The organism is Novosphingobium sp. B1 (genome assembly GCF_900176395.1).
Classification (GTDB): domain Bacteria; phylum Pseudomonadota; class Alphaproteobacteria; order Sphingomonadales; family Sphingomonadaceae; genus Novosphingobium.
Map to the genome: position 1 here is coordinate 1 of NZ_FWXL01000004.1, position 24,035 is coordinate 24,035.

The 24,035-nt window shown below is 63.7% G+C and carries 22 protein-coding genes and 1 pseudogene; 8 read left to right on the forward strand and 15 right to left on the reverse strand.

What is annotated here, in order from left to right:
* Window positions 1-111 precede the first annotated feature (111 nt).
* Window positions 112-512: pseudogene (locus B9A23_RS07990) on the forward strand (transposase); the annotation flags it as partial.
* A 163-nt stretch (window positions 513-675) separates the two neighbouring features.
* Here the strand turns inward: B9A23_RS07990 and B9A23_RS07995 are convergent.
* The 11 genes from B9A23_RS07995 to B9A23_RS08045 form a co-directional block, all read right to left on the reverse strand.
* Window positions 676-1,470 (reverse strand): class I mannose-6-phosphate isomerase, encoded by a 795-nt coding sequence (locus tag B9A23_RS07995; protein WP_084278365.1) that lies wholly within the window; start codon window positions 1,468-1,470, stop codon window positions 676-678.
* A 2-nt stretch (window positions 1,471-1,472) separates the two neighbouring features.
* A complete protein-coding gene (locus tag B9A23_RS08000; RefSeq protein WP_084278366.1) occupies window positions 1,473-2,513 on the reverse strand; it encodes a mannose-1-phosphate guanylyltransferase in 1,041 nt (346 codons plus the stop codon).
* A 45-nt stretch (window positions 2,514-2,558) separates the two neighbouring features.
* Window positions 2,559-3,830 carry a glycoside hydrolase family 130 protein gene (locus B9A23_RS08005; protein WP_254895047.1) on the reverse strand — a complete coding sequence of 424 codons (1,272 nt, stop codon included), beginning with the start codon at window positions 3,828-3,830 and terminating at the stop codon, window positions 2,559-2,561.
* Between the two features lie 7 nt (window positions 3,831-3,837).
* Window positions 3,838-6,201 carry a glycosyltransferase family 4 protein gene (locus B9A23_RS08010; RefSeq protein ID WP_139797384.1) on the reverse strand — a complete coding sequence of 788 codons (2,364 nt, stop codon included), beginning with the start codon at window positions 6,199-6,201 and terminating at the stop codon, window positions 3,838-3,840.
* A 199-nt stretch (window positions 6,202-6,400) separates the two neighbouring features.
* Window positions 6,401-7,144, reverse strand: coding sequence for a TonB family protein (locus B9A23_RS08015; protein WP_139797385.1), 744 nt, complete (start codon window positions 7,142-7,144; stop codon window positions 6,401-6,403).
* Window positions 7,145-7,201: 57 nt separating this feature from the next.
* Window positions 7,202-7,996, reverse strand: a complete 795-nt coding sequence (gene fdhD, locus B9A23_RS08020; RefSeq protein ID WP_084278369.1) for a formate dehydrogenase accessory sulfurtransferase FdhD — start codon at window positions 7,994-7,996, stop codon at window positions 7,202-7,204.
* Window positions 7,977-8,243: a formate dehydrogenase subunit delta gene (locus tag B9A23_RS08025; protein ID WP_084278370.1), complete on the reverse strand. Its 267-nt coding sequence runs from the start codon at window positions 8,241-8,243 to the stop codon at window positions 7,977-7,979. The genes fdhD and B9A23_RS08025 overlap by 20 nt, the downstream gene beginning before the upstream one ends.
* Window positions 8,240-11,098, reverse strand: coding sequence for a formate dehydrogenase subunit alpha (gene fdhF, locus B9A23_RS08030; protein WP_084278371.1), 2,859 nt, complete (start codon window positions 11,096-11,098; stop codon window positions 8,240-8,242). Before fdhF ends, B9A23_RS08025 begins: the two co-directional genes overlap by 4 nt.
* Window positions 11,088-11,621: a molybdenum cofactor guanylyltransferase gene (locus B9A23_RS08035; RefSeq protein WP_084278372.1), complete on the reverse strand. Its 534-nt coding sequence runs from the start codon at window positions 11,619-11,621 to the stop codon at window positions 11,088-11,090. Before B9A23_RS08035 ends, fdhF begins: the two co-directional genes overlap by 11 nt.
* Complete coding sequence (locus B9A23_RS08040) at window positions 11,618-13,156, reverse strand: NADH-ubiquinone oxidoreductase-F iron-sulfur binding region domain-containing protein (RefSeq protein ID WP_084278373.1); 1,539 nt, start codon at window positions 13,154-13,156, stop codon at window positions 11,618-11,620. The genes B9A23_RS08035 and B9A23_RS08040 overlap by 4 nt, the downstream gene beginning before the upstream one ends.
* Window positions 13,153-13,566 (reverse strand): NAD(P)H-dependent oxidoreductase subunit E, encoded by a 414-nt coding sequence (locus B9A23_RS08045; RefSeq protein WP_084278374.1) that lies wholly within the window; start codon window positions 13,564-13,566, stop codon window positions 13,153-13,155. Before B9A23_RS08045 ends, B9A23_RS08040 begins: the two co-directional genes overlap by 4 nt.
* Window positions 13,567-13,825: 259 nt before the next feature.
* Here B9A23_RS08045 and bioB point away from each other — a divergent pair, with 259 nt between their 5' ends.
* From bioB to bioD, 3 genes are read left to right on the forward strand one after another with little or no spacing between them, the layout of a single operon-like run.
* Window positions 13,826-14,893, forward strand: coding sequence for a biotin synthase BioB (gene bioB, locus B9A23_RS08050; RefSeq protein ID WP_084278375.1), 1,068 nt, complete (start codon window positions 13,826-13,828; stop codon window positions 14,891-14,893).
* Entirely contained in the window at window positions 14,893-16,041 is a 1,149-nt protein-coding gene (locus B9A23_RS08055; protein WP_084278376.1) for an 8-amino-7-oxononanoate synthase, read from the forward strand. The genes bioB and B9A23_RS08055 overlap by 1 nt, the downstream gene beginning before the upstream one ends.
* Window positions 16,038-16,658 (forward strand): dethiobiotin synthase, encoded by a 621-nt coding sequence (gene bioD / locus B9A23_RS08060; RefSeq protein WP_084278377.1) that lies wholly within the window; start codon window positions 16,038-16,040, stop codon window positions 16,656-16,658. The genes B9A23_RS08055 and bioD overlap by 4 nt, the downstream gene beginning before the upstream one ends.
* 57 nt (window positions 16,659-16,715) lie before the next feature.
* On the opposite strand, the gene B9A23_RS08065 is transcribed toward bioD, so the two are convergent.
* Genes B9A23_RS08065 through B9A23_RS08080 form a run of 4 tightly spaced genes read right to left on the reverse strand, consistent with a single transcriptional unit; the run spans window position 16,716 to window position 20,721 of the window.
* Window positions 16,716-17,507 carry a cyclase family protein gene (locus tag B9A23_RS08065; RefSeq protein WP_084278378.1) on the reverse strand — a complete coding sequence of 264 codons (792 nt, stop codon included), beginning with the start codon at window positions 17,505-17,507 and terminating at the stop codon, window positions 16,716-16,718.
* The gene (locus B9A23_RS08070) at window positions 17,504-18,661 is read right to left on the reverse strand and encodes an alpha/beta hydrolase family protein (RefSeq protein WP_084278379.1); all 1,158 of its coding nucleotides are present in this window, start codon (window positions 18,659-18,661) and stop codon (window positions 17,504-17,506) included. Before B9A23_RS08070 ends, B9A23_RS08065 begins: the two co-directional genes overlap by 4 nt.
* Before the next feature lie 3 nt (window positions 18,662-18,664).
* Entirely contained in the window at window positions 18,665-19,579 is a 915-nt protein-coding gene (locus B9A23_RS08075) for a VOC family protein (RefSeq protein ID WP_084278380.1), read from the reverse strand.
* Between the two features lie 26 nt (window positions 19,580-19,605).
* The gene (locus B9A23_RS08080; protein WP_084278381.1) at window positions 19,606-20,721 is read right to left on the reverse strand and encodes an FAD-dependent oxidoreductase; all 1,116 of its coding nucleotides are present in this window, start codon (window positions 20,719-20,721) and stop codon (window positions 19,606-19,608) included.
* A 243-nt stretch (window positions 20,722-20,964) separates the two neighbouring features.
* Here B9A23_RS08080 and B9A23_RS08085 point away from each other — a divergent pair, with 243 nt between their 5' ends.
* The 4 genes from B9A23_RS08085 to B9A23_RS08100 are packed head-to-tail and all read left to right on the forward strand — an operon-like array spanning window position 20,965 to window position 24,030.
* Window positions 20,965-22,167: an MFS transporter gene (locus tag B9A23_RS08085; RefSeq protein ID WP_084278382.1), complete on the forward strand. Its 1,203-nt coding sequence runs from the start codon at window positions 20,965-20,967 to the stop codon at window positions 22,165-22,167.
* A 23-nt stretch (window positions 22,168-22,190) separates the two neighbouring features.
* Complete coding sequence (locus B9A23_RS08090; RefSeq protein WP_084278383.1) at window positions 22,191-23,204, forward strand: sugar phosphate isomerase/epimerase family protein; 1,014 nt, start codon at window positions 22,191-22,193, stop codon at window positions 23,202-23,204.
* Window positions 23,204-23,593, forward strand: coding sequence for a C-glycoside deglycosidase beta subunit domain-containing protein (locus tag B9A23_RS08095; protein ID WP_084278384.1), 390 nt, complete (start codon window positions 23,204-23,206; stop codon window positions 23,591-23,593). The genes B9A23_RS08090 and B9A23_RS08095 overlap by 1 nt, the downstream gene beginning before the upstream one ends.
* Window positions 23,593-24,030, forward strand: a complete 438-nt coding sequence (locus tag B9A23_RS08100; protein ID WP_084278385.1) for a nuclear transport factor 2 family protein — start codon at window positions 23,593-23,595, stop codon at window positions 24,028-24,030. Before B9A23_RS08095 ends, B9A23_RS08100 begins: the two co-directional genes overlap by 1 nt.
* The last annotated feature ends 5 nt before the right edge of the window (window positions 24,031-24,035 follow it).

Consider the following 24,035-nt stretch of genomic DNA (forward strand, 5'->3'; position numbering starts at 1 on the left):
CTTCTGAAATGCCGCATTCAAAGGCCTGACAGAAGACCGCACTCGATCATTTGCTCATTCAAGCCGAAAGCCTCTTGCGCAACGGACGGCAACCACAGAAGTGCTAGGGTATTGGGCAAGAACTCGAAGTGCCAAACGCTCGTGTTGGTGACCCTGGCTTTGGGGGAGGTGTCGGTCATGTTGGGTTTGCGGCTCTATCTGCCGGAAAGCTGGACCACCGACCCGGCCCGTATGGAGAGGGCCGGCGTGCCCCGAAGATTTCCAAACTTATGCATGAAGCCCGACATCGCCATGAAGGAGATCGACCGGGTCATTGCTGACGGCGTGCGCTTCGGCAGCGTCCAAGCAGACGCCGGCTATGGCTTGTAAGCGCCGTTCCGACAGGCGCTCAGTGCACGAGGCATACGCTGGGCCGTCAATATTTCCCGGCACCAGTAGATCTACCCGCTGACGTACAGTTGATTTATCCAGTGGCGAGGCGTGGACGACCGCGGGTTCGGCATGTGCCAGATGGCAAATCTCGAGCCGCACATGCCATGCTAGAAGAGGTGAAGTGGGCAGGAAGCCAAGCCCTGAACCGACTACAATCGTCCCCGCCGAGCAAGAAGGTCACAGAATCTACCTCGCGGGAAGCTGAACGGCGGGTGCAAAAAACGCAACGATCAACACACGAATCTACACAGGCATCAATGCATTCATGATACACAACGCCGCGCCATCGCTACCTGCAGTAATGGCTTGCCCTTCCGCGAGCCACGCGCAATCGCCAGGTTCAACTTCAACCTCGCCAAATTCGAGATTTCCGGCCAAGGGCAGGACAAGTACGGGACCATGGGCCTCGCCCTCTTCTCCGACCAGATCGACGGTGAAGAACCTGCCGCTAACCACGCAATCCGCTGGTGGTTTGTCCAACTCAACCTTGCGACGGATTCCCGCAGTAACATCGCCCTCGGCAACGGCCACACCCTTGTCGAGGTGCAATTCCCGCGGGCGGCCGTAATCGTAAAGCCGGTAGGTTATGTCGCTGTTTTGCTGGATTTCGACCAGCGTGATTCCGGCGCCGATGGCGTGAACGGTCCCTGCGGGAATATAGAAGCAATCACCCCGCTGCACCGGGTGCCATTCCATCAGGTCCTCGATAGTGCCATCGAGTGCCGCTTCGCGCATGCGTTTGGCGTCGATCGGCGCCTTGAAGCCGATACCCAGCGTCGCCCCCGGTTCGGCATCGAGCACCAGCCAGCATTCTTCCTTGCCGCGGTCGCTTTCGCCCAGTTCGCGAGCCTGCGCATCGCTGGGATGAACCTGCACCGACAGCTTTTCGCTGGTAAAGATGTATTTCACCAGAATGTCGGGCATCTCGGGTGGTGGTTCGAACCAGATTTCGCCGATGCGCTGGCCTTCCGGCGCCGTGAACGGGGCTGGCAGGACATCCTTCCCCCAAGGCTTCTCGACCATGCGCTTCGGCAGCATTTTCACTGGTTGACGGCTCCGGACAGTTTGCCGACTCCCTGTGCGCCTTCCGGGGTGCAGACCAGCACTTCATCACCATCGACCACGATGATCAGATTGGAAGCGCCGACAACCGAAACGCGAGGGCCATCGCTCATGACCATGACGTTCGAACAATCTCGCAGTTCCGCATTGCCACGCACGGAATTGCCCGCTTCGTCGCATTCCTGCGCATCGTGCAGCGCCTGCCAGTTGCCGATGTCCGACCACGCCATTGTTGCTGGCATCATCGCAGCGCGATCGGTGTTTTCCATGACCGCATAATCGACCGATTCGCTTTTAACGCGCGCGAATGCCTCGGCATCGGGATAGAACCGCTGCCCCTCCGTCCGGCCTGCCTGCACCGATTGCCGCACCGCTTCGAGGATCTGCGGGCGATGCCGCTCCAGTTCCTCGAGGAAAGTGCCGGCACGAAACGCAAAGATGCCGCCGTTCCAGGCATATTCACCGCTGGCAAGAAACTCGCTTGCACGGGCAAGATCGGGCTTCTCGACAAATCGCGCGACCTTTCGTCCGCCCGAGCCGCTGATCGGTTCGCCCTGCTTGAGGTATCCATAGCCCGTTTCCGGCGCCGTTGGCTCGATCCCGAACGAGACCAGCCAACCATCTGCAGCAAGGGCAGCGGCCTCCTTGGCAGCCGTGCGAAACGCATCGCAATCGCCGATGTGATGGTCACTCGGGCAGACGAGAATGATGCTGTCTTCGGGAACGGAGAATGCTGCCAGCGCAATTGCTGCGGCCGTATTGCGACCTTCGGGTTCCACGATGATCTTCGTGGCGTCGCGATCAGGCAACTGGCTTTCGACGTGCTCGAGGTGAGCTGCTCCGGTCACCACGACCGGATCGGCAAAGCCGAAATCGCGCGTGCAACGCAGCAATGTTGCCGTGAACAGCGTGTCATCCCCGACCAGTGGCAGGAACGGCTTGGGCATCGCCTTGCGCGAACGGGGCCACAGGCGGGTGCCGCTGCCGCCACACAGGATTACGGGGATGATGTCGGTCATTTTCTGCCTTGAAAGGTTCGGATTGCTGCGGCCCGGAAGCTGCTATTAGGCAGTATCGAGCATCCTTGCCAGCATCTCGCTGACCGAAGTCGTAGCGAAGCCAACGGCGCTATCGGAAATGCCATAGGGCACAAGAAGTTGCTCGCCGACCAGCAAGGCGCCGCAGGTATAGACGACGTTCGGCACGTAACCGAAACGATCTGCGTCGATCGCGGTGAGCAGGGGTTTACGCGAACGGGCGATGACCTTCGAGGGATCATCGCGATCGAGCAGGGCACAACCCAGCGCGTACTTGCGCATCGCCCCGACGCCATGCGTGAGCAGGAGCCACCCGTGATCGGTGAGGATCGGGCTGCCACAGTTGCCGATCTGCACGAACTCCCAAGGGAATTCAGGCTCCATCAGCAGGACGCCATCGTCGTCCCAGCGATCCATGCGGTCAGAGCGCAGCAGGAACAGGTTCTTGCCGTCCTGCCGCCCGACCATGCAATACTGGCCGCCGATCTTCTCCGGAAAGAGCGCCATGCCCTTGTTGCGCCCGGCCCGCCCCTCGATGGGCTCGAGCAGGAAGCGCCGGAAATCCTTGGTGCGCAGCAATTCCGAACGGATCGAGGCACCCGAGTAGGCGGTGTAGGTACCGACCCATTCGTAGTCCCCTCCGCCATGATCGAACCGCACCAGGCGGAGGTCTTCAAGCCCGCCGCGCTGCTGTTCGGTAATCGGGAAGATCACCGAATTGGACAGGGTGCTTTCGGAATGGCGGTGCACGGTAACCGGGCAATCGTCGCTCTTGCACGCGGCAAGGCTGTCGTCGGGCAGCATGGCTGTCGCGAAATGGCTTTGGGGCCAGAGTTCGAACGAACCCTCGGGCGTGGCGATGCCTTCGCGGAACACGATGGAACTGATGTGCCCCTCGCCAACGGCCCGCAGGCTCATCACGAACCGCACCGCGCCACCGCTCATGCCCGACTGATCGGGATGAGGCACGATGCTGGGATTCATCAGGGCCGCAGCGGCGTAGGTGTATTCGTGGCAGAAATAGGCCCCGATCAGCCGCTTGCGCTGCTGCGACAGTTCGTCACCGTCGAAACCGAGCATCCGCTCCATCTGGATGTAGCGTTCCTCGAACAGCAACTCGGTTTGCCAGTGGCGCTCCTCGAAGTCATGCAGGACGCGCGCATATTCTTCATCAGCCTCACTTTCTGTGAGGCTTACGACATCGTCGACGAGCTTGCGCGCGCGCGCGCTTTCACCCCCCGGGCCTTGCCAGCCCAGGTGGAACGGTCGGAGGACAACCCTCGAGGGGTCGGCGTGCAATCTTTGTTCAAGCACCCGCAAGCTGTTGCGTACCCTTGCTGTTCATCGTCTGCACCAAATGATCGGCGGGCCGGTCGGTTTCAACCTTTTGCGGCGATCGTGTGGCGCGAGCCAGGGCATACATCGCGTAATGGGACAACTGGAAGGCCAGTATCGACTCGGCACCGCAGTTGAGATTGACCCCGCGCGGCGTCACTCCATCGCGGCATCGGCCCGAAACGATATCTGCCAGAACCTCTTCACGGTCATTGCCGCCAAGAAACCAGCGATAGGCCGTTTCGGCATGACGCAGCCACCCATCGTCGCCAGTCGCGCGCCAGGCTTCGGCTGCAGCGTCGATCGCGGCCCACGCTTCCAGCGGCTGCTGGTCGAACGGGAGATTTTCGTAAGGCCGACCAAACGTTTCCGATCCTACCGGGCGGAAATGACCCTTGGCGGAAACTTGCTGACGAGCGATGAAACGCAGGCTCGACAGGCCGCTCTCAAGCCAATCCTCGCGGCCAAGCACCTTGCCTGCACCAATCAGGGCCTGCGACAGGCGGGGGTTGTCGTAACCGAGCACCGCTTCGAACCATGCCCAGTCCGGGCGGCGCGATGCAACCAGAAGGTTGTGCAGAAGATCGGCGCCGAATGAAAGCGCCTCACGTGCGGCGCCATGCCCGGGGTCCGCCTTGAGGGCCTCGATGCAGCCCAGCATCACGAAGGCCACCGTGCGCGGTGAAGAGAGCCTGGCGACCGGCGTCAGCGCGATGTCGAACCATTGCGCCGCCCAGGCGCGCAGACCTGCATCGGGCGCATGGCTCATCGCATGGCCCAGAGCCCAGACGGTGCGCCCGTTGCTGTCTTCAGAGCCGACATCCTCGCACCAAGTGCGATCGAAGTTCATGAAGTTGCGGAAAGCGGCCCTATCCGGATTCCAGGCATGCTGGATGAAAGACGCATGGACCGTCGCCCACCGCTGCCGCTCCGCCAACGGGACGGAATCCGCCTCACCCATGAGCATGAGCGCGCGCACATTGTCGTCGAGGCAATAGCCATGGCGACGATCGGGTACCACCCCGATGGCATGCTGCAGCATTCCGGTTGTGTCCATCATGGCAATGACACCCGAAAAGCCGGGAGTTGCCAGCAACGGTACCGAGCGGGCGGGTCGCGCAACGACGGCTTCGACAAGATCGCGCGCTGCGCCTGCGAAACAGGGCCAGATCGTCTCGCGACCCTTGTCCCAGGCGCACTTCTGCACGGCGCGCAGTTCCTGGGGATCGTCAAGCAGGCGGCAAACCGCCGCAGCCATCACGTCGGCCTTCCTTGGCTCAACCAGCACGCCGAAGCCATCGGCAAGCAGTTCGCGGGCATGGACGTAAGGCGTCGAGACGACCGCCTTGCCCAAGGCCACGGCATAGCTCAGCGTGCCGGAAGTGGACTGCTGCATGTTGGGATAGGGCGTCAGGTAGATATCGCACGCCTCGAGCTGGTCGAGCAGTTCGTCAGTATCGAGAAAGCGGTTATCCCACTCGATATTGCCTGCGACTCCCAAGTTTTCGGCAAGCGCCTGCAGCCCTTCACGATAGGCCTCGCCCTCGTGTGCGACCAGGTTGGGATGCGTGGCGCCGACGATTCGATAAACGACGTCGGGATGCGAAGCCACGATCTGCGGGAGCGCCTCGATCACGGTTTCGAGACCCTTGCCCGGTCCCAGCAGACCGAAGGTCATCATGACCTGGCGGCCCGACAGCCCGAACCGCTCCTTGAACTCGGCATTTCGCCCGAAGGGTCGATCCGGCGCCCCATGCGCGATCACCGCGATGCGCTCGGCATCGACTTCGTAGATCTGCTGGAGCAGACCGCGCGAGTGGTCCGACATCACCATCACCCGCGAGGCGCGGCGCAGGATATGTTCAAGCACCGCCCGCTGATGATCGGAGGGCTGCTCGAGAACGGTATGCAGGGTAACGATCAGGGGTGCAGCGACCCGATCGACCAGTTCGAGAACCATGTCACCCGCTTCGCCACCAAAGATGCCGTACTCGTGCTGAAGCCAGACTGCATCGACCGCATCTTCGTTCATGCGGCGCGCGGCGGCGCGATAATCTTCGATGCGATCTGCACGGATCGTTCCGCGAATGCCGTCATAGGACAGCGGCGCGCGCGGATCGTCCACCACATGCAGGTCGACCTGGATCTCGGGATGATGCCCCCCAAGCTGCTCCCAGATGTCGGTAGTGAAGGTGGCAATGCCACACTTGCGCGGACGAAAGCCGCCAATCAGGGCGACGCGGCGCGGCGCCTGAAGCGGCACCCTGCGCAGGAAGGAAACGACAGCCGCATCGGAATTGGGAGCAGCGTCGAAGGAAGGCGTATGCGAGGTCATGCGAGATGTTCTTCCGGATGCCATGGGGTCGCAGTGGCGCGAACCTGTCCCATCGCTGAACAAACGCCCCTCGTGGCCAGCGGTTGCATTGCGATGCAGAAAATTTTTGGCATTTCGGGGTGCAACTTGTCGCAATTTCAGCCCATTTCAGGGGCTTCGTTTACTTTAGTGAGCAGTACAGCCTCGCCGCAGCGCAGCATCAAGGCGCGAACCAGCGCTGTTCCCAGCCATAAGTCGAACTGACGGGGGCGCCATCAGCGTCGGTAGCCGGACGAAAGCGGAAACGTTCGACCGCAAGCCTGCAGGTGATCGCGTCGGCCTCGGGAACCCCACTGGCACGCCACACCCGGCAACCGGTCACCCGGCCGTCGGTTCCCACGTCCAGCAAGATGACGACGCGCTTGCCGATGCGATCATCGCGGCTGCTGGCCGGATAATCGCGCGTCGATCGTATGTCGCCCGCGATCTTCTCGGCCTTGCGGGCAAGCCCTCCGCCCGAACCGTTGCCGCTCGCGCCGCTGCCCGTGCCGGTGCCGGTGCCCCCTCCGCCGGCACCTGCGCCCTTGTCTGCGGCGCCTGAACTCGCGTCGGTGCCCGTCGATGCGACCGGCGGAGCGGGGCGCTTGGGCGCCGGAACGCGCGCCTTGGCGATCACTTGCTCGGCTTGCGCCTTGCGGCCCTCTTCCCCTGAAGCCCCGGCAGGCTCGGGCGCAGTCGGCGTCGGTGATGACTTGGGCTGATCCAGCGGCACATCGAACGCCTGGGTCGTGAACGGATCTTCGACCAGCGCCGTCAACGCCGGCACGCCGCCAAATCCATGAATTATCGCCCAGAGCACGCCCACATGGAAGAACGCGGCCAGGGCGATCGAAACCAGCCGCTCGCGCCCTGGCTTGCGCAGATCGGAGTAACGCGCTGCAGGTTGCGGTCGATCGGTATCCATGGCGCCCAAACCCGTCCTCTTGCGGTTCGATCCCGCAAGAGTGTGGCACAGGTGGCTTCAGGCTTCCAAGAGACTGTCGGACCGAACCAGACTGAACAGGCGCAGGCCATGCGCCGCGGCCTGTTCCACCGCCAGCGACGATGCCGCCGAAATCGTGGCAAGCGCTGGCACCCCGGCAATGACCGCCTTCTGCACCAGTTCGAAGCTGCAGCGGGCCGATAGCAGCACGAAATGGTCTGCCATTGCCAACCCAGCCCGGTGCGCGGCGCCGATCAGCTTGTCGAAAGCGTTGTGACGGCCGACATCTTCGCGGACCAGCACGATGTCGCCAGCGGACGAGCAAAGCGCGGCGGCGTGGGCCGCTCCGGTCTCGCGGCCAAGCGCCTGGTGTTGCCGTAAGCCAGCCGCAGCGCGGAATACGGCCTCAGGTTCGAGGTCCAGCGTGCTCTTGACCGGCCGCAGCGGACGCATGACCTGTTCAAGGCTCTCGATCCCGCACAGCCCGCAAGATCCCTCGGCAAGCCGCAGCCGTGCCCGTTCGAGCAAGGGCGCGGCGTCACTCGCCGTCAATGCGATGCGCAGCATCCAGCCGCCGCCATCCACCGCTGCTGCATCCGCGCTTTGAAACCCCGCAGGTGACGCGATCAACTGCTCGGAAAGGCAGAACCCAAGCGCGTAATCCTCAAGGTCGGCGGGCGTTGCCATCATCACGGCATAACCGATGCCGTTGATCTCGATCGCGACCGGCGCTTCCTCGATCAACACCCGGTCCAGCGTTCGGGCCGGAGCGCCATCGGCGAAATGCTCGGTTACGGCAAACCGCGCTGAACCTTCAACCGGCATCGGAGCCATGGACTTGCGGATCGGTTGCGCGCGATTGCGGTGCAGGTATGCGCCCCTCGGCAATCCGCGCGACGGCTTCTGCCGCCACCTTGTCGAGCCCGGCAGTGCCTTGCGCAATCAGCGTGTCGATCATGCGCGGCGTCCAGAACGCAACGATATGGTCTGCCACCGCCGCCACCGGCTTGTCGTCGTGCGTGAGATTGCGCGCGATCTGGTTGGCCATGTAGGCCAGCTTTTCAGCCGTCTGCCCGCTCACTCCGCCGGCTCCATCGCGCTGTCATGGCCTGCAATGCGGCGCGAGCGCGAAGCCTGCGCTTCGTAGTCTTCCTGCCAGTCGGTCGGGCCATTGGACGGCGTGATCTGCACGGCGGTGACCTTGTACTCCGGACAGTTCGTTGCCCAGTCCGAATAGTCGGTCGTCACGACGTTGGCCTGCGTCGCCGGGTGGTGGAAGGTTGTATAGACGACGCCTGGCGCGACACGGTCCGTCACCGTCGCGCGCAGCGTCGTCTCGCCCGAACGGCTGGCGAGTTTCACCCAGTCACCCGATTTGAGGCCACGGTTTTCGGCGTCGGTAGGGTGGATTTCGAGAACGTCCTCGGGATGCCAGACGGTGTTCGCGGTCCGCCGGGTCTGCGCGCCGACGTTGTACTGGCTGAGAATGCGCCCGGTGGTCAGCAGCAACGGAAAGCGCGGGCCGGTGCGTTCGTCGGTCGGCACGTAGTCGGTGACGACAAACTTGCCCTTCCCTCGCACGAATCCTTCGATGTGCATGATCGGCGAGCCATCGGGCGCCGTGTCGTTCACCGGCCACTGCAGCGAACCCTCGGCATCGAGCCGCTTGTAGTTCACGCCTGTGAAGGTCGGGGTAAGCCGCGCGATCTCGTCCATGATCTCGGACGGGTGCGTGTAGTTCCAATCGAGTCCGATGGCGCGCGCCAGTTCCTGCGTGACTTGCCAGTCCTCGTAACCATTCAAGGGCTCCATCACCTTGCGCACCGGCTGGATGCGGCGCTCGGCATTGGTGAAGGTGCCGTTCTTCTCGAGGAAGGTCGAACCCGGCAGGAAGACGTGGGCGTAGTTGGCGGTCTCGTTGAGGAACAGGTCGTGGACAATCACGCATTCCATCGCGGCAAGGCCGGCCGCGACGTGCTTGGTATCGGGATCGGACTGGAGGATGTCTTCGCCCTGGATATAGATCGCCTTGAACTGACCATCGGTTGCGGCATCGAGCATGTTGGGAATGCGCAGGCCTGGTTCGGGATCGATCGCCACGCCCCATTCGGCTTCGAACAGGTCGCGCGTGGCCTTGTCCGAGACGTGGCGGTAGCCGGAAAGCTCGTGCGGGAAAGACCCCATGTCGCAGGCGCCCTGCACGTTGTTCTGCCCGCGCAAGGGATTCACGCCAACTCCGCGGCGGCCGATGTTGCCGGTGGCCATGGCGAGATTGGCGATTGCCATGACGGTTGACGAGCCCTGGCTGTGCTCGGTCACGCCCAGCCCGTAGTAGATCGCCCCATTGCCGCCGGTCGCGTAAAGCCGCGCCGCGCCACGGATAGCCTGCGCATCCACGCCAATCACGGGCGACAGGAACTCGGGGCTGTTGCGCTCTGCCGAAACGAATTCGGCCCAGTGCTGGTATTCGTCCCAATCGCAACGCTCGCGGATGAACGCTTCGTTGGCCAGGCCCTCGGTCACGATCACATGCGCGATTGCCGTCAGGATCGCCACGTTCGTGCCGGGGCGCAGCGGCAGGTGGAAGTTTGCCTCGATGTGGGGTGAGCGGACCAGATCGGTCCGGCGCGGGTCGATCACGATCAACTTTGCACCCTGACGCAGGCGGCGCTTCATGCGGCTGGCGAAGACGGGGTGGCCATCGGTCGGGTTGGCGCCGATGACGAGGATGACGTCGCTGTCCTCGACGCTGTCAAAATCCTGCGTGCCTGCAGACGTGCCGAACGTGGTCTTGAGGCCATAGCCGGTCGGCGAGTGGCAGACGCGCGCGCAAGTATCGACGTTGTTGGTGCCGAAGCCTGCGCGGATCAGCTTCTGCACGAGGAAGGTTTCCTCGTTGGTGCAGCGGCTCGAGGTGATGCCGCCCAGCGCATTGCGGCCGTAGGTCTCGCGGATGCGGTTGATCTGACCGGCGGCGTAAGTCAGCGCCTCTTCCCACGAAACTTCGCGCCAGGGCTGGTCGATGGATTCGCGGATCATCGGCGAGAGGATGCGCTCCTGATGCTGGGCATAGCCCCAGGCGAAACGGCCCTTGACGCAGGAGTGTCCGCGATTGGCCTTGCCGTCCTTCCACGGCACCATGCGCGCAAGTTGTTCACCACGCATCTCGGCGCGGAAGGTGCAGCCTACGCCGCAATAGGCGCAAGTGGTCACGACCGCGCGTTCAGGCTTGCCGATCTCCTTGACCGCCTTCTCCTGCAAGGTCGCGGTCGGGCAAGCCTGCACGCAGGCGCCGCACGATACGCATTCTGACGACAGGAAGCTGTCCGAAGCCAGCCCTGCCGAAACCTTGCTGCCGAACCCGCGCCCGTCGATGGTCAGCGCCAGCGTCCCCTGCACTTCGTCGCACGCGCGCACGCAGCGCGAACAGACGATGCACTTCGATGGATCGAAGTCGAAGTAGGGGTTCGAGATATCGGGCATGGCGCCCAAGTGGTTCTCGCCCTGGTAGCCATAGCGCACATCGCGCAGGCCGACGGCGGCGGCCTGGTCCTGCAGCTCGCAATCGTTGTTGGCGCTGCAGGTGAGGCAGTCGAGCGGGTGATCGGAGATGTAGAGTTCCATCACCCCCTTGCGCAGCTTCTGCAGGCGCGGCGTCTGAGTGTGGACCTTCATGCCCTCGGCGACAGGCGTCGTGCAGGATGCGGGCGTTCCGCGCATGCCGTCGATTTCGACAAGGCACAGGCGGCAGGAACCGAACTGCTTGAGATTGTCGGTGGCGCAGAGCTTGGGAATGGAACCGCCGGTCAGCGCGGCAGCGCGCATCACAGTCGTTCCCGAAGGCACGGTGACTTCGCGGCCATCGATAAAGCAGGTCACTGCCGTATCGCTGCGGACTTCCGGGGTGCCAAAGTCTGCCTGGCGTTCATAACCCATGGGATCGCTCCTCGGCGGCCATCAGATCCGCCGGTGTATTGATATTAGCAGGATTTTCGGAAAGGCGCACCGCGCGTGCACCGACAAGTTCGGCAAATGCACGCATCGAATGGCGCGCGTAGTTGGTCAGCAGGGCATCGAGCGCGGCCGAGGCAGTGGCAGGCCACAGGCCGATCACCGGCTGGCTTTCGCAATAGGCGGGGGCCGGGGCGAGCTGCGCCGCAAGACCTTCGCCCAGACCAATGCCGTCAACCGGACAGGTGAGCACCTCATCGTAACCCGCATCGCGCGCATGGTGGAGCGCGGCGGCGATGCCGCCCAGTGGCCCCATGTCCGCGCGCGGCCAATCGGGGAGGGTCGGCGCGGGGGCCTCTTCCCGGCCCACCACGACCACCGCTTCACATTGCGCCGCCAAGGCGTCCACGGCCCGCGCCAGCAGGGTGCGCCCGCCCAGTTCGGCGAGCGCCTTGTCGCTGCCGAAGCGGGTGGAGCGGCCACCGGCGAGGACGGCGCCCAAGATCATTCCGCGGCTTCCCTTGCCGAAGCGGCACCGAAGTCCTCGGGGAAATTGCGCAGCGCCGAGAGCACCGGATAGGGCGTGAAGCCGCCGAGTGCGCAGAGCGAGCCGAACTTCATCGTCTCGCACAGGTCTTCGAGCAGGACGATCTCGTCGGCCAGTGACCGCTCGACCTTGCGGGCGTTGTGCATCTGCGGCAGCGCCTCGACCTTGTCCGGCGCGCGACCGGAGCGGGCGCGGATGCGGTCGATCAGCTCGACGCCGCGCGTGGAGCCGATGCGGCAGGGCGTGCACTTGCCGCAGGATTCCGCCGCGCAGAACTCCATGGCGAAGCGGGCCTGGCGGCTCATGTCGGCGGTATCGTCGAACACGGTGATCCCGGCGTGGCCGATAAGACCATCGGCTGCGGCGAAGGCTTCGTAGTCGAAGGGCAGGTGGAAATCGGACGGTGCGTGATAGGCGCCGAGTGGCCCGCCCACCTGCACCGCGCGGACCGGACGGCCCGAAGCAGTGCCGCCGCCTATCTCGTTGACCAGTTCGCCCAGCGTGATGCCGAAGCCCACTTCGAACAGCCCGCCATGCTTCACGTTGCCCGCGATCTGGATCGGCATTGTCCCCTTGGAACGGCCAAAGCCGACCGAGGCATAAGCTGCCGCGCCATTGGCCATGATCCACGGCACCGCAGCCAGCGTCAGCACGTTGTTGACCACGGTCGGCTTGCCGAACAACCCTTCCAATGCCGGTAGCGGCGGCTTTGCCCTCACCTCGCCGCGCTTGCCCTCAAGGCTGTTGAGCAGCGAAGTTTCCTCACCGCAGACGTAGGCGCCCGCGCCCACGCGCACCTCAAGTTCGAACGGCGCGACGAGATGGGCCGAAGCGCGCACCGCCGCCTGCATCTTGGCAATCGCGTGCGGGTATTCGCTGCGAATATAGACGTAGCCCTTCTGCGCACCGACGGCATGGGCAGCAATCGCCATGCCTTCGACCAGCAGATAAGGATCGCCTTCCATCACCATGCGGTCGGCAAATGTGGCGCTGTCGCCCTCGTCGGCATTGCAGACGATGTATTTCCGGTCGGCTTGGGCCTTGGCCACAGTCGTCCACTTGATCCCCGCCGGAAAGCCCGCGCCTCCTCGTCCGCGCAGGCCGGACTCGGTCACTTGCGCAATCGTCGCCCCTGGCCCCACTTCGCGCGCCCTGGCGAGCCCCTGCCAACCGCCATGCGCGGCGTAATCCTCAAGGCTGAGGGGCCGGGTCTTGCCTGCCCGTGCAAATGTGAAGCGCTGCTGCCGCGCAATGAAGGGATGCTCCTCGATCCGTCCGACAGCCTTCGTCGACGTTCGGCCAAGAACTGCCGCGACATCTGCGGGCACAAGCGGGCCGAACCCCTGCCCGCCGATCTCGGCCATTGGCTCAAGCCAGTGCATGCCCCTTGACGACACGCGCTCCACCGTGCAGCCCGCCGCCACGAACGCCGCCGCAACCTCGTCCGCGCCGCAGGCCAGCGCCAGCGCGTCGTCGCTGATCCGCACAATTGTCATGCCAGCGTCTCCACCAGCGCGCCCAGCCTCGCCGCATCGAGCCGGGCATGGACCTTGTTGCCCACCATGGCGTTCGGCCCGACCGAACAAAGGCCCAGGCAATAGACCGTCTCGATCCTGACGCGCTCCTGATCAGGCAGCGCAGCAGCCAGCGCATCCACGCCACGCGCCTGGCACGCCTCGGCCCGGCACAGCTTCAGCACCGGGCGCGCATCAGCCTCTTCATGGAAATCATGGTAGAAGCTGACGACACCCTGCACTTCGGCCCGGCTCAAGTTCAGCGCAAGGGCAATGGTACGGATCGCCTCTTCCGAAACATGGCCATATTCCGCCTGCACATTATGCAGAAGCGGCAGCAGCGGGCCTTCGCGCCCAGCGTGCGCCGCGATGATCTGGTTCAACCTCTCCATGCCGGCAAGAATACTCCGAAGCGCTATTGTAAGCAACACATACAAATATGTCGGTTAGGGCAGGGCATGTCCTGCCCGGATTGCCGAAACAATGACAGCACAGGTCGCGCAACATTGCATTGCCGATCGGCAACAGCGAACGCGTTGCGGCAGGTGAAATGCAAATCTCGCGTCCATGGCTTCGCTAATTCACTTGAGCATGCTGCCTGCAATTAGGCTAAGGGCGCTGGCAACACCGGATTCTTAAGGAACAGGCTTCGTGCAAGATACCCTCACCCGTCTCGGCGCAACGACTGTCGCGGCAACTTCCGTCCGCACCGACTGGACGCGCGACGAGATCGCTGCACTGTTTGACCTGCCGTTCACCGAGCTTCTGTTCCGCGCCGCCGAAGTCCACCGCGCCCATCACCATGCCGGCGAAGTGCAGCTTTGCACGCTGCTTTCGATCAAGACCGGCGGCTGCCCGGAAGACTGCGGCTATTGCTCGCAGTCGATCAAGGCGGACAGCGGCGTCGAGGCGACGAAGCTGATGGAAGTGCAGAAGGTGCTGCAGTCCGCTGCGCAGGCCAAGGACAACGGCTCCAAGCGCTTCTGCATGGGTGCTGCCTGGCGCAACCCCAAGGAGCGCGACATGCCGGCGATCATCGCCATGATCAAGGGCGTGCGCGAGATGGGCATGGAAACCTGCATGACGCTGGGCATGCTGACGCCGGGCCAGGCGGCGCAGCTCGCCGAGGCAGGGCTCGACTACTACAACCACAACATAGATACCTCGCCCGAACGCTACGAGGAAGTCATCACCACCCGCACTTTCGCCGACCGTCTCCAGACGCTCGACAACGTGCGCAGCGCGGGCATCAACGTCTGCTCGGGCGGCATCGTCGGCATGGGCGAGACCCGCGCCGATCGCGTGGGCTTCGTCCATGCCCTCGCCACGCTCGAACAGCACCCGGAAAGCGTGCCGGTGAACGCGCTCGTACCGATCAAGGGCACCGTGCTGGGTGACATGCTGGCCGATACCCCGCTCGCCAAGATCGACGATATCGAGTTCGTCCGCACCGTTGCGGTCGCGCGCATCACCATGCCGCTGTCGATGGTGCGCCTGTCGGCAGGCCGTGAATCGATGTCCGAAGCCACGCAGGCGCTATGCTTCATGGCTGGCGCGAACTCGATTTTCACGGGCGACAAGCTCCTTACGGCTGCCAACGCTGGCGATGATGCCGATGCCGCCATGTTCGCCCGCCTCGGCCTCAAGCCGATGGAAGGCGAAGAGCCGATGCGGGCGATGAAGGCGGTCGGAGGCTGTTCGGGGGGCTGCGCGGCCTGATGGCTGACAGCGTGACCCGCACGGGCTCGCTATGGTCGGCGCATGTCGCCGACCTTGCGGCCTTGGGCGAAAAGGCCCGCCTGCGCAGCCTTGCGCCCCGGCGCGGGGTCGACTTCGCCTCGAACGATTACCTCGCGATGTCCTCGTCGCCCCGCCTCGCTGCAGCGGTGCAGGACGCGATCGGACGTGGCGTTCCGCTCGGCTCGGGCGGCTCTCGCCTGCTGCGCGGCAACGATCCCGAGCATGAGCTGCTTGAAGAGGAAGCCGCGCGCTTTTTCGGCAGCGAATCCGCGCTGTTCTTCTCGGCGGGCTATGCCGCCAACGTTGCGCTGCTCTCCACCCTGCCACAGCGCGGCGACCTGATCGTATATGACGAGCTCATCCACGCCTCGATGCACGAAGGCCTGCGTCTGACCCGAGCGACTGCCGTCAGCGCTGCGCACAACTATCCGCAAAGCTTCGACGATGCCGCGCGCGAATGGCGCGCCCAGGGCAACACCGGCCGTATCTGGCTTGCCTTCGAGACGCTTTATTCCATGGATGGCGACATGGCCGACGTCGCCGCGATGGCGCAGGTCGCCGAACGGCACCATGCGATCATGCTGATCGACGAAGCCCATGCCACCGGCGTCTTCGGCCCAGACGGACGCGGCATTGCTGCCACGCTCGATGGCCGGTCCGATACCATAGTGCTGCGCACCTGCGGCAAGGCCATGGGCTGCGAAGGCGCGCTTGTGCTGGCGCCCAAGGTCGTGCGCGATTTCCTGGTCAACCGCGGGCGGCCCTTCATTTTTTCAACCGCGCCTTCGCCGCTGGTCTGCGCAGCCGTGCGCGAAGCGATGCGAATCATGGCCGACGAGCCGCAGCGTCGCGAAGCCCTGCGCGCGCTTGTTGCCCATGCCGAGAGCGTGCTGGCACCGCATGGTGCGCTGCCCACAGGCTCGCAGATCCTGCCGCTGGTCCTGCACGAGGATGCCCGCACCATGGCCGTCGCCTCGGCGCTCCAGGCCAAGGGATTTGACGTTCGCGGCATACGCCCGCCGACCGTCCCGCAAGGCACCAGCCGCCTGCGCATCTCGCTGACTCTCAATGCCACCGCCGAGGGTGTCGACGCGCTGGGCGCAGCTCTTTCGGAGGCACTGCGATGAGCGCCTTTGTCGTCACCGGCACTGATACCGGCATCGGCAAGACGATCTTCTCCGCAGCGCTGACCGGAGCACTGCAGGCGCACTATTGGAAGCCGGTTCAGGCTGGCCTTGATGATGGTGCGGACCGCGAGCACGTTGCGCGTCTGGCCGGCGTCCCGGCAGACCACGTCCTGCCCGAAGCCTATCGCCTGAACACCCCCTGTTCGCCGCACCGTGCGGCAGAGATCGATGGCGTGGTGATCGATCTTGCGCGGCTTGCATTGCCGGCAGCGCGTCCACTGGTGGTCGAAGGCGCCGGCGGCGCACTGGTGCCCGTGACCCGCGGCACCACTTACGCCGATGTCTTTGCCTGGTGGAACCTCCCGGTCATTGTCGTTGCCCGCACGGCGCTGGGCACGATCAACCACTCGCTGCTGACGTTCGAGGCGCTGCGTTCGCGCGGCGTTGCCATTCATGGCGCGGCCTTCGTCGGCGATGCCAACGAGGACAGCGAAGCCACGATCTGCGCGATGGGCGGCGTGCGCCGTCTGGGCCGCCTGCCGATGTTTGACCGGCTCGATACGCAAAGCCTCGTCACCGCCTTTGCGCAAGGCTTCCGCATCGAAGATTTTCGCTAGGGCTTTCCGCCCTCACCACTCCCCCGTCCAAGCAGCAGTGATGAGGGCGAAAACGGGTCAATCCTCGAAGATCGCCACAGCGCGGGTCCAGCCAGCCGATGCGCCCCTGATCTTGTGCGGGAAGCAGCTGACCATGAAACCGTCGGCCGGCAGCACTTCAAGGTTGTGCAGCTTTTCGAGGTGGCAATAGCCGATGTCGCGACCGGCCTTGTGACCTTCCCAGATCAGCGATGTGTCGCCGGTTTCCTTGACCTTCTCGGCAGTGTGGACGAACGGCGCGTCCCAGCTCCAGGCGTCGGTCCCGGTCACGCGGACCCCGCGTGATGTCAGGTACATTGTCGCCTCATAACCCATGCCGCAGCCGATGCTGACATAGTTGGGATCGCCCACCGCCTTGCCGGCAGCGGTGTTGACCATGACGATCTCGAGCGGCTTCAGCTCGTGCCCGATGCGCTTGAGTTCGTCTTCCACGTCCTGCGCGGTGACGACATAACCGTCGGGAAAGTGGCGGAAGTCCAGCTTCACGCCCGGCTGGAAGCACCATTCCAGCGGCACTTCGTCGATGGTCATCGATGGCACAGGTTCGCCATCCTTGCCGTCCATCGTCGGGTGGAAGTGCCACGGCGCATCGAGGTGCGTGCCGTTGTGCGTGGTCAGCGTCACGTTCTCGACCGCCGCGAAGCCCGCGCCGTCGGGCGTCTGCTCGGGCGTCACGCCGGGGAAGAAGAAGCCCAGTTCGGGCATCGTCTCGCCATGCTTCTGGTATTCGATCTTCGGACGCAGGAACGGCGGATCGGTGATCACGTCGTTCTCGAGATAGATCGAAAGATCGACGAAACGGCGTGTCATGCGGTGTGCCCCCCAAGCGTCTCGGCGAACCAGTCGGCGATCAGGTCACGACCATAGCTCATGTTGTCTGCACCGACGTGTTCGACGCCGCCTTCACGGGCGGTGAAGATCACCTTCTCGCGGCGGGGGGAATTGACCAGCTGGTCGTAGAGGTCATCGGCATATGACACGCTGATCTGGCGGTCATGCGCGCCGTGGGTCACGAGGAACGGGACCTTGATGGAATCGATGTGCCCGTTGAGGTTCATGTCGGTCGACTTCTCGAGGAATTCTTCCATCGTCTCGGCACCGAAGGCCCACATCACGTGCGCCCAGTAGTGCGGGACCGGGTTTTCGCCCTCGCGCTTCATGCGCTTGTCCTGCACTTCGCGCCAGTTGTGGTTGGCGCCCCACACCGCGCCGCTGGCAAAGCGCGGCTCGTAGGCCACGGCACGCGGCGCAAAGTGGCCGCCGAGCGAGATGCCGGTCATGCCGATGCGCTTCGGATCGACATCGGGCTGCTGTTCGAGCCAATCGACTGCCTTGCTGGCCCAGTTCTCAGAGTGCGGATCAACCGGCAGGCCCTGCAGGCGCAGCGTTTCGCCGGAACCGGGCTGGTCGACGCACAGCGTCGAAACGCCACGGCGGGCCAAGGCTTCAGGCAGGCGGCTCCAGTAGAGCAGCTCCTTGCAGCTATCGAGGCCGTTGCAATAGACCACCACCGGATGCGGCCCCGGCCCTTCGGCGCGCGTGTAGAGGGCGGGCATGGTGCCATTGGCGAGAGGAACTTCGACCCGTTCGCGGTTGATCTTGCCCAGCGCCGTCGACTTCGCAAAGGAGTCCAGAGCCTTGGCGTAGGTTTCCTTGCGCCCCGGCGCACCGTGGCCTTGCATGCGCTCGGCCACCAGCAGGTAGAGCGAGGCACGCTCCAGCTTGTTTGATGCCGAGAATGCGCGACCCTTGGCCTCGTCCTCGGCGGCAAGTTCGATCAGCTTGTCGCCATAGGCGGCCCACTGCTTCATGAACATCGGCGTACCGGCGTCGCCACCATTGGCCGCCGCATCGATGATCGGCTGGCACATATCGACGATTTCGCCGATCTGTCCGCCGCTCTCCATTGCGATCGAGACGGAGAGGTTCCAGATGTAGTTAGGGAACGGTTCGTACAATGCCATGGATCAGGCCTCGCCGACGAGTTCGGGGGTCTTGAACAGGCCCGGGTTGACGTGCGGATGCGGCATCGTCTGCGGACCGCCTACGCCAATGCCCCACTGGTCCATGACCATCGGCGCAGGCACATGCACCTTGAACTCATGCGCGTCGAAGTCGACCACTTCGAGGTCCGAGGTATATTCGGTGACAAAGCCGCCGGGCGTCACGAAGTAGCTGAAGGTATTGTTGCCAGCGGTGTGGCGGCCGGGACCCCACTGGATGTTCACGCCCTTGATCTTCAGGCGGTGCGCGCCGCGCATCATGTCATCGACCGAGAGCATGTCGTAGGCGACATGGTTGAGACAGGCCGGCCCCGGCAGGATCGCGATGCGATGGTGGGCGGAATTGCAGCGCAGGAAGCACATGAAATCGCCCAGCCAGTCGGACACCTTGAAGCCCAGGACGTCGCAGAAGAACTTTACCGCTTCCTGATGGTTTGGCGAATGCAGCACGATGTGGCTGATCTTCACCGGCACGCCTTCCCAGCGCTCGAGTTCGCGCTTGCTGCCCTTGGCAACGTCGCTCGACACCTCGAACAGCATGCCATCGGGCGAGAAGAAGCGGAAACCATAGCCGCCACCGGGCGAGGTCAACTCGACCGGTTCGCTGGCGATCTGGCACCCGGCATCGGCAACCTTGCCGCGCAGCGCCTCGACATCAGCGCGAGTATCGGCGGCAAGGGCGATCACGTCGACGCGGTTCTCGTTTGCGCGGCGGAGCTGCACCACGTGATGCTCGTCATGCCCCTGCGCCTTGAACCAGGCATGGTCCTGGTCCTCGCCGACCGGATCGAGGCCCCAGACCTCCGAGTAATAGGTTTTCTCGGCGTCGAATTCCTTCACGCCATAACCGACATAGCGGATTTCGGTAACGCGGCTCATGGATGTCTTCCTTGAATTTCGTGAAATCAGATTGGCTGCGAGACGACGCCGAACATTTCGGCAGTCGCCTTGTGATTGTCGACCGCGGGCCCCAAGCCCAGCTGGCCGTGGCAGATGGCAAGGCTGCTCTCGACGATGTAGCGGCAGCGTTCGAAGCGACGGTCGCGATAGGCCTTCAGCGCGGATTCGACGTCATCGTGGCGCTCAAGCTCCTCGGCGATGACGATCGCATCCTCGATCGCCATGCCCGCACCTTGGCCGAGGTGCGGCGTGGTGGCGTGAACAGCATCGCCCAGCAGCCCGATCCGGCCCCTGCTCCAGTCGCCCTGCACCAGCATGCCTTCAAGCGGGCGATAGACCACGCCCTCATCGTCGGTGATCTGCTCACCCAGCTCACGGATCGCCGGCGAGCAGTGGGCGAGCTTTGCCCGCATCGCGGCGGCAATGCCCTCCTTGGGGTACCAGGGATTGCCCGGCTCGGGCGTGGTGACGTACATGTACATCACGTCCGCGCTCATCGGCACGAGGCCGACGCCGGTCGGCCCATTGTAGACCTGCAGCGCATCGAGGCCGTCAGGACGCGGGAAGTTGTAGCGCCATACTGCCTGACCTGTGAATACCGGCTTCTCGGCTTCAGGCAGGATCGCGGCGCGCGTCTGCGAATAGACGCCGTCAGCCCCGATCACCACATCGTAGATGCCTGACGAGCCATCCGAGAATGTGACGGCGACCTTCTCGCCATCATCGACAATATCATCGGCGGTGATCCCGAGTCGGATCTCGGTGCCAAGCTCCTTGGCCGTGTCGCCCAGCACCTTCTGCAGCGCGCGACGGCCGATGCCGACGTTGGCCGGACGTCCCTCGACCAGGCGCGGGCTCGGCACCCGGGCAACCTTGGTGCCATCGGGCAGGAATATCTCCACCGCATCGAACCCGCAGGCCGCATCCATGAACCTGTCGAGCACGCCGAGCTGGTCCATCGCGCGCAGCACGTTCGACTGCTGGATGATGCCGACGCCATAGACCGACCAGTTGGGATCACGCTCGATCGCCGTGACGGTATTGCCCTTGCGTGTCAGCGCGATGGCGGCAGAAAGCCCGCCAATGCCCGCACCAATCACGAGAATATCCATATTTTTCATAGTGTAGCACCGGCTCCCGAAACAGGCGGACGCGCGGTTCCTCTCGTTGCTGCTCTGATGATTGCAGACGATCTAGAACGGCCTGACCAATTCACAAAGCAAGTAATTTTTATGTCGAACCATGCTTGGAATTTATGGCTTGGCATCCAGTCCATTAGCTTGACTCACGACACGGAGGGATGGATATCGTTTAAGAATAACGGTTCTAGAATGCGGCTGCGCAGACGGCTGCAGGGAGATTTGATGAGCAGCTCTGTCAGGCGCCAACCCGGCATTCCACAAGGCCTAACCATCGTCTTGACGGGCTTTCTGCCCATCGTCGCCATCGTGTCGATGTTCCCGGCTGTGCCCGCGATGATCGCGCACTTCTCTGGCGATCCTGCGGCGCCGACCAAGGTCCCGGCGATGGTCTCCGCGCCTGGCCTGACCGTAGCCATCCTCGCCCTGTTTGCGGGGCTGATGGTCGACAGGTTCGGCCGCCGCCGTCTCCTGCTGTGGTCGACGGGCCTTTACGGCTTCGTCGGCATGGCGCCGATGGTCCTCGACAATCTCGACCATATCTATGCCTCGCGTTTGCTGCTGGGGGTTGCCGAAGCCGCCATCCTCACCACCGTGAACACGCTGATCGGCGATTACTGGGACGAAAAGGGCCGCTATCGCTGGCTTTCGATGCAGGGCATCGTGGGGCCCTTCTTCGGCAGCGCGGTGATCTTTACCTCGGGCTATCTCGCATCGATGAGCTGGAATGCGGTCTTCGCGATCTACGGCGTCGGCTTCCTCTGCTTCATCGCCATGCTGGCCTTCATCTACGAGCCTGAGAACGACGACACCGCCCGCAAGATGCTCGGCATCGGGGCCGAAGCCAGCACGCCATTCCCGTGGAAGGGGGTCGCCCTGTTCGGCCTGGTCACCCTGTTCGGTGGCGCGCTGTACTACGTCTTCATCATCAACGGCGGCATTGTCTGGCAGGAACTGGGAGTGTCGGACCCCAAGGAAATCGGGCGCCTGACCACGATTCCGAGCATGTTCGTGATCGTCGGCGCGCTGATCTTCTGGACCACTGGCCGTCTTGGCGCGCGCGCCCAGTTGACCATCTTCCTGCTGCTGCTTGGCTCCGGCCTTGCCGTGATCGGTACGGCCGGCGACTGGAAGGGCATGGTCGCGGGCATGGCGCTGCAGCAGACCGGCGCTGGGATGGCGGTGCCAACCTTGATCGCCTGGGCGCAGGGTTATCTGCCGTTCGAGCACCGCGGCCGCGGCATGGGCGTGTGGACTTCGGCATTCTTCTTCGGCCAGTTCGTCTCGCCGCTGCTGGTCAGCGTCGCCCGCACGTCGAGCGGCACGATGCAGGGCGCCTTCCTGATCGCAGGCATGCTGGGCATCGTGATCGCCCTGATCACGTGGTTCATCGTTGCCCCCCGTCAACCGCAAGCTGTCGCAGCCTGATCTTCCAGGAAAAGCAGGATCCCATGTCAAAGATAAAGCGGGGCGTAAGCCTCTATTCCTTCCAGGAAGAGATGTTTCTCGGCCAGATGAGCGTGGAGGACTGCGTGTCCTTCGCAGCGTCCATCGGCGCGACCGGCATCGAGGTCCTGCCCGAACAGAACATGCCCTCCTTCCCGCACCTGTCGGATGCCGAGGTCGAGGAATGGAAGGCGATGGTCGCCCGCCACGGCTGCCACTTCACCGCCTACGACATGTTCCTCGACACCAAGCTGCGCAAGGATCGGTTAATGTCCGATGACGAGCAGGTCGAGAGCATCGTGCGGGACCTGAAGCTGTGCAACCGGCTCGGCATCCGCAACATGCGCGTGCTGGTCTTCGTGCGCCCCGACATCCTTGGCCGCTGCGTGCCCTATGCCGAAGAACTTGACGTGCACATGGGCGTCGAAGTCCACGCCCCCTGGCATCTCGAACATGCCTGGATCCTGCGCACCATCGACGAGGCCGATCGCCTTGGTACCAAGCACCTTGGCATCCTGCCCGACATGGGCATCTTCATGAAGCACTACCCGCCCGCCTTCCGCGCCAGATTCGAACGCCAGGGCGCCCGGCCCGAGGTCACGCGGTTCATCGTCGACCAGCACGAACAGAAGATCATGGCCGAGTATACGATCTACGAAGTGGCGGTGAAGATGCAGGGCAACAAGGCCGAAGTGGCCATGGCGGAAACCCTGCGCCACGCGCCATATGCCAACCCCAAGCGCCTCCCCGACTACGCGCCGTACTTCCACCATATCCAGGCCAAGTTCTATGAAATGAACGAGGACTGCACCGATCCCTCGATCGCCTATGAGGACGTGATCGATGCTCTGGTCGGCTGCGGCTGGGAAGGTACGCTGTCCAGCGAATACGAAGGCAACCGCTGGGTGCAGGACGTGCAGAACATTGACAGCCGGGAGCAGGTCCGCCGCCAGCATGTCATGTTCGAGCGCCTGATTGCCAAGGCCGAGGCCCGCCACGCTGCGAAGGATGCCGCCTGATGTTCGACAAGTATATCATTGACGCTGCCTCCGTGCGCAACACCGGCCCGTCCGATGCGCCGACCGGCTTCTCGTTCGAGACCAAGCTCGGCTACTATCGCGGCATCGGCCTCTCGATGGTCGAGGATCTTGCCGTCAGCATAGATGGCGAAGCCCTGCCTCGCGCCGTGATCAGCTTCGACGATGGCCATGGCGCCCTGTCGCTCGACGAGATGGAAACCGCCTATGACCGCCGCTGGCTGTTCGGTGCGGTCGCCACGATCACCGTCGCACGCCCCGGCGGGTTCCCTGCAGGCGAGCACAAGCTGGCACTCCAGCAGCGCCTGCGCGTGTCCTACCTGCCCTTTCCGGCATTCAACAACGACGAGAAGACGGTGAAGGTCGCCTGATGCGCCGGACCGTCGCCCTGCTGGCGCCACTCATGGCCGTGGCCCTGCTTGGCAACGGTCCCGCCCAGCCTGACAATCGGCATGTCATCGAGGACTTCGCGCACCTGTTCTATGGCGAGCGCGACGTGAAACAGGCCTTCGAGATGTACGTCGCGCCCGATTACATTCAGCACAATCCCGGCGTTCCCGATGGCCGCGATGCCGCCATTTCCTTGCTGAAGCCAATGTTCTCGGATCGCAACCGCAGCTTCGAGGTGCGCAAGATCATCGTCGACGGCGATCTTGCCGCCATCCACATCTTCGTAAAACCCGATCCTGCCGCGCGTGGCGCAGCCGTCGCCGATTTCTACCGCCTCAAGGACGGCAAGATCGTCGAACATTGGGACGTGATTCAGCCGATCCCGGAAAAGTCGGCCAACGCGCACCCGATGTTCTGAGCGCG

What these genes read in the sequence shown, in the direction of transcription:
- B9A23_RS07995 (WP_084278365.1), bottom strand. Translation starts at nt 1,470, where the DNA reads ATGCTGCCGAAGCGCATGGTCGAGAAGCCTTGGGGGAAGGATGTCCTG.
- B9A23_RS08000 (WP_084278366.1), bottom strand. Translation starts at nt 2,513, where the DNA reads ATGACCGACATCATCCCCGTAATCCTGTGTGGCGGCAGCGGCACCCGC.
- B9A23_RS08010 (WP_139797384.1), bottom strand. Translation starts at nt 6,201, where the DNA reads ATGACCTCGCATACGCCTTCCTTCGACGCTGCTCCCAATTCCGATGCG.
- B9A23_RS08015 (WP_139797385.1), bottom strand. Translation starts at nt 7,144, where the DNA reads ATGGATACCGATCGACCGCAACCTGCAGCGCGTTACTCCGATCTGCGC.
- fdhD (WP_084278369.1), bottom strand. Translation starts at nt 7,996, where the DNA reads ATGGCTCCGATGCCGGTTGAAGGTTCAGCGCGGTTTGCCGTAACCGAG.
- fdhF (WP_084278371.1), bottom strand. Translation starts at nt 11,098, where the DNA reads ATGGGTTATGAACGCCAGGCAGACTTTGGCACCCCGGAAGTCCGCAGC.
- B9A23_RS08035 (WP_084278372.1), bottom strand. Translation starts at nt 11,621, where the DNA reads ATGATCTTGGGCGCCGTCCTCGCCGGTGGCCGCTCCACCCGCTTCGGC.
- B9A23_RS08040 (WP_084278373.1), bottom strand. Translation starts at nt 13,156, where the DNA reads ATGACAATTGTGCGGATCAGCGACGACGCGCTGGCGCTGGCCTGCGGC.
- B9A23_RS08045 (WP_084278374.1), bottom strand. Translation starts at nt 13,566, where the DNA reads ATGGAGAGGTTGAACCAGATCATCGCGGCGCACGCTGGGCGCGAAGGC.
- B9A23_RS08055 (WP_084278376.1), top strand. Translation starts at nt 14,893, where the DNA reads ATGGCTGACAGCGTGACCCGCACGGGCTCGCTATGGTCGGCGCATGTC.
- bioD (WP_084278377.1), top strand. Translation starts at nt 16,038, where the DNA reads ATGAGCGCCTTTGTCGTCACCGGCACTGATACCGGCATCGGCAAGACG.
- B9A23_RS08065 (WP_084278378.1), bottom strand. Translation starts at nt 17,507, where the DNA reads ATGACACGCCGTTTCGTCGATCTTTCGATCTATCTCGAGAACGACGTG.
- B9A23_RS08070 (WP_084278379.1), bottom strand. Translation starts at nt 18,661, where the DNA reads ATGGCATTGTACGAACCGTTCCCTAACTACATCTGGAACCTCTCCGTC.
- B9A23_RS08075 (WP_084278380.1), bottom strand. Translation starts at nt 19,579, where the DNA reads ATGAGCCGCGTTACCGAAATCCGCTATGTCGGTTATGGCGTGAAGGAA.
- B9A23_RS08080 (WP_084278381.1), bottom strand. Translation starts at nt 20,721, where the DNA reads ATGAAAAATATGGATATTCTCGTGATTGGTGCGGGCATTGGCGGGCTT.
- B9A23_RS08085 (WP_084278382.1), top strand. Translation starts at nt 20,965, where the DNA reads ATGAGCAGCTCTGTCAGGCGCCAACCCGGCATTCCACAAGGCCTAACC.
- B9A23_RS08090 (WP_084278383.1), top strand. Translation starts at nt 22,191, where the DNA reads ATGTCAAAGATAAAGCGGGGCGTAAGCCTCTATTCCTTCCAGGAAGAG.
- B9A23_RS08095 (WP_084278384.1), top strand. Translation starts at nt 23,204, where the DNA reads ATGTTCGACAAGTATATCATTGACGCTGCCTCCGTGCGCAACACCGGC.
- B9A23_RS08100 (WP_084278385.1), top strand. Translation starts at nt 23,593, where the DNA reads ATGCGCCGGACCGTCGCCCTGCTGGCGCCACTCATGGCCGTGGCCCTG.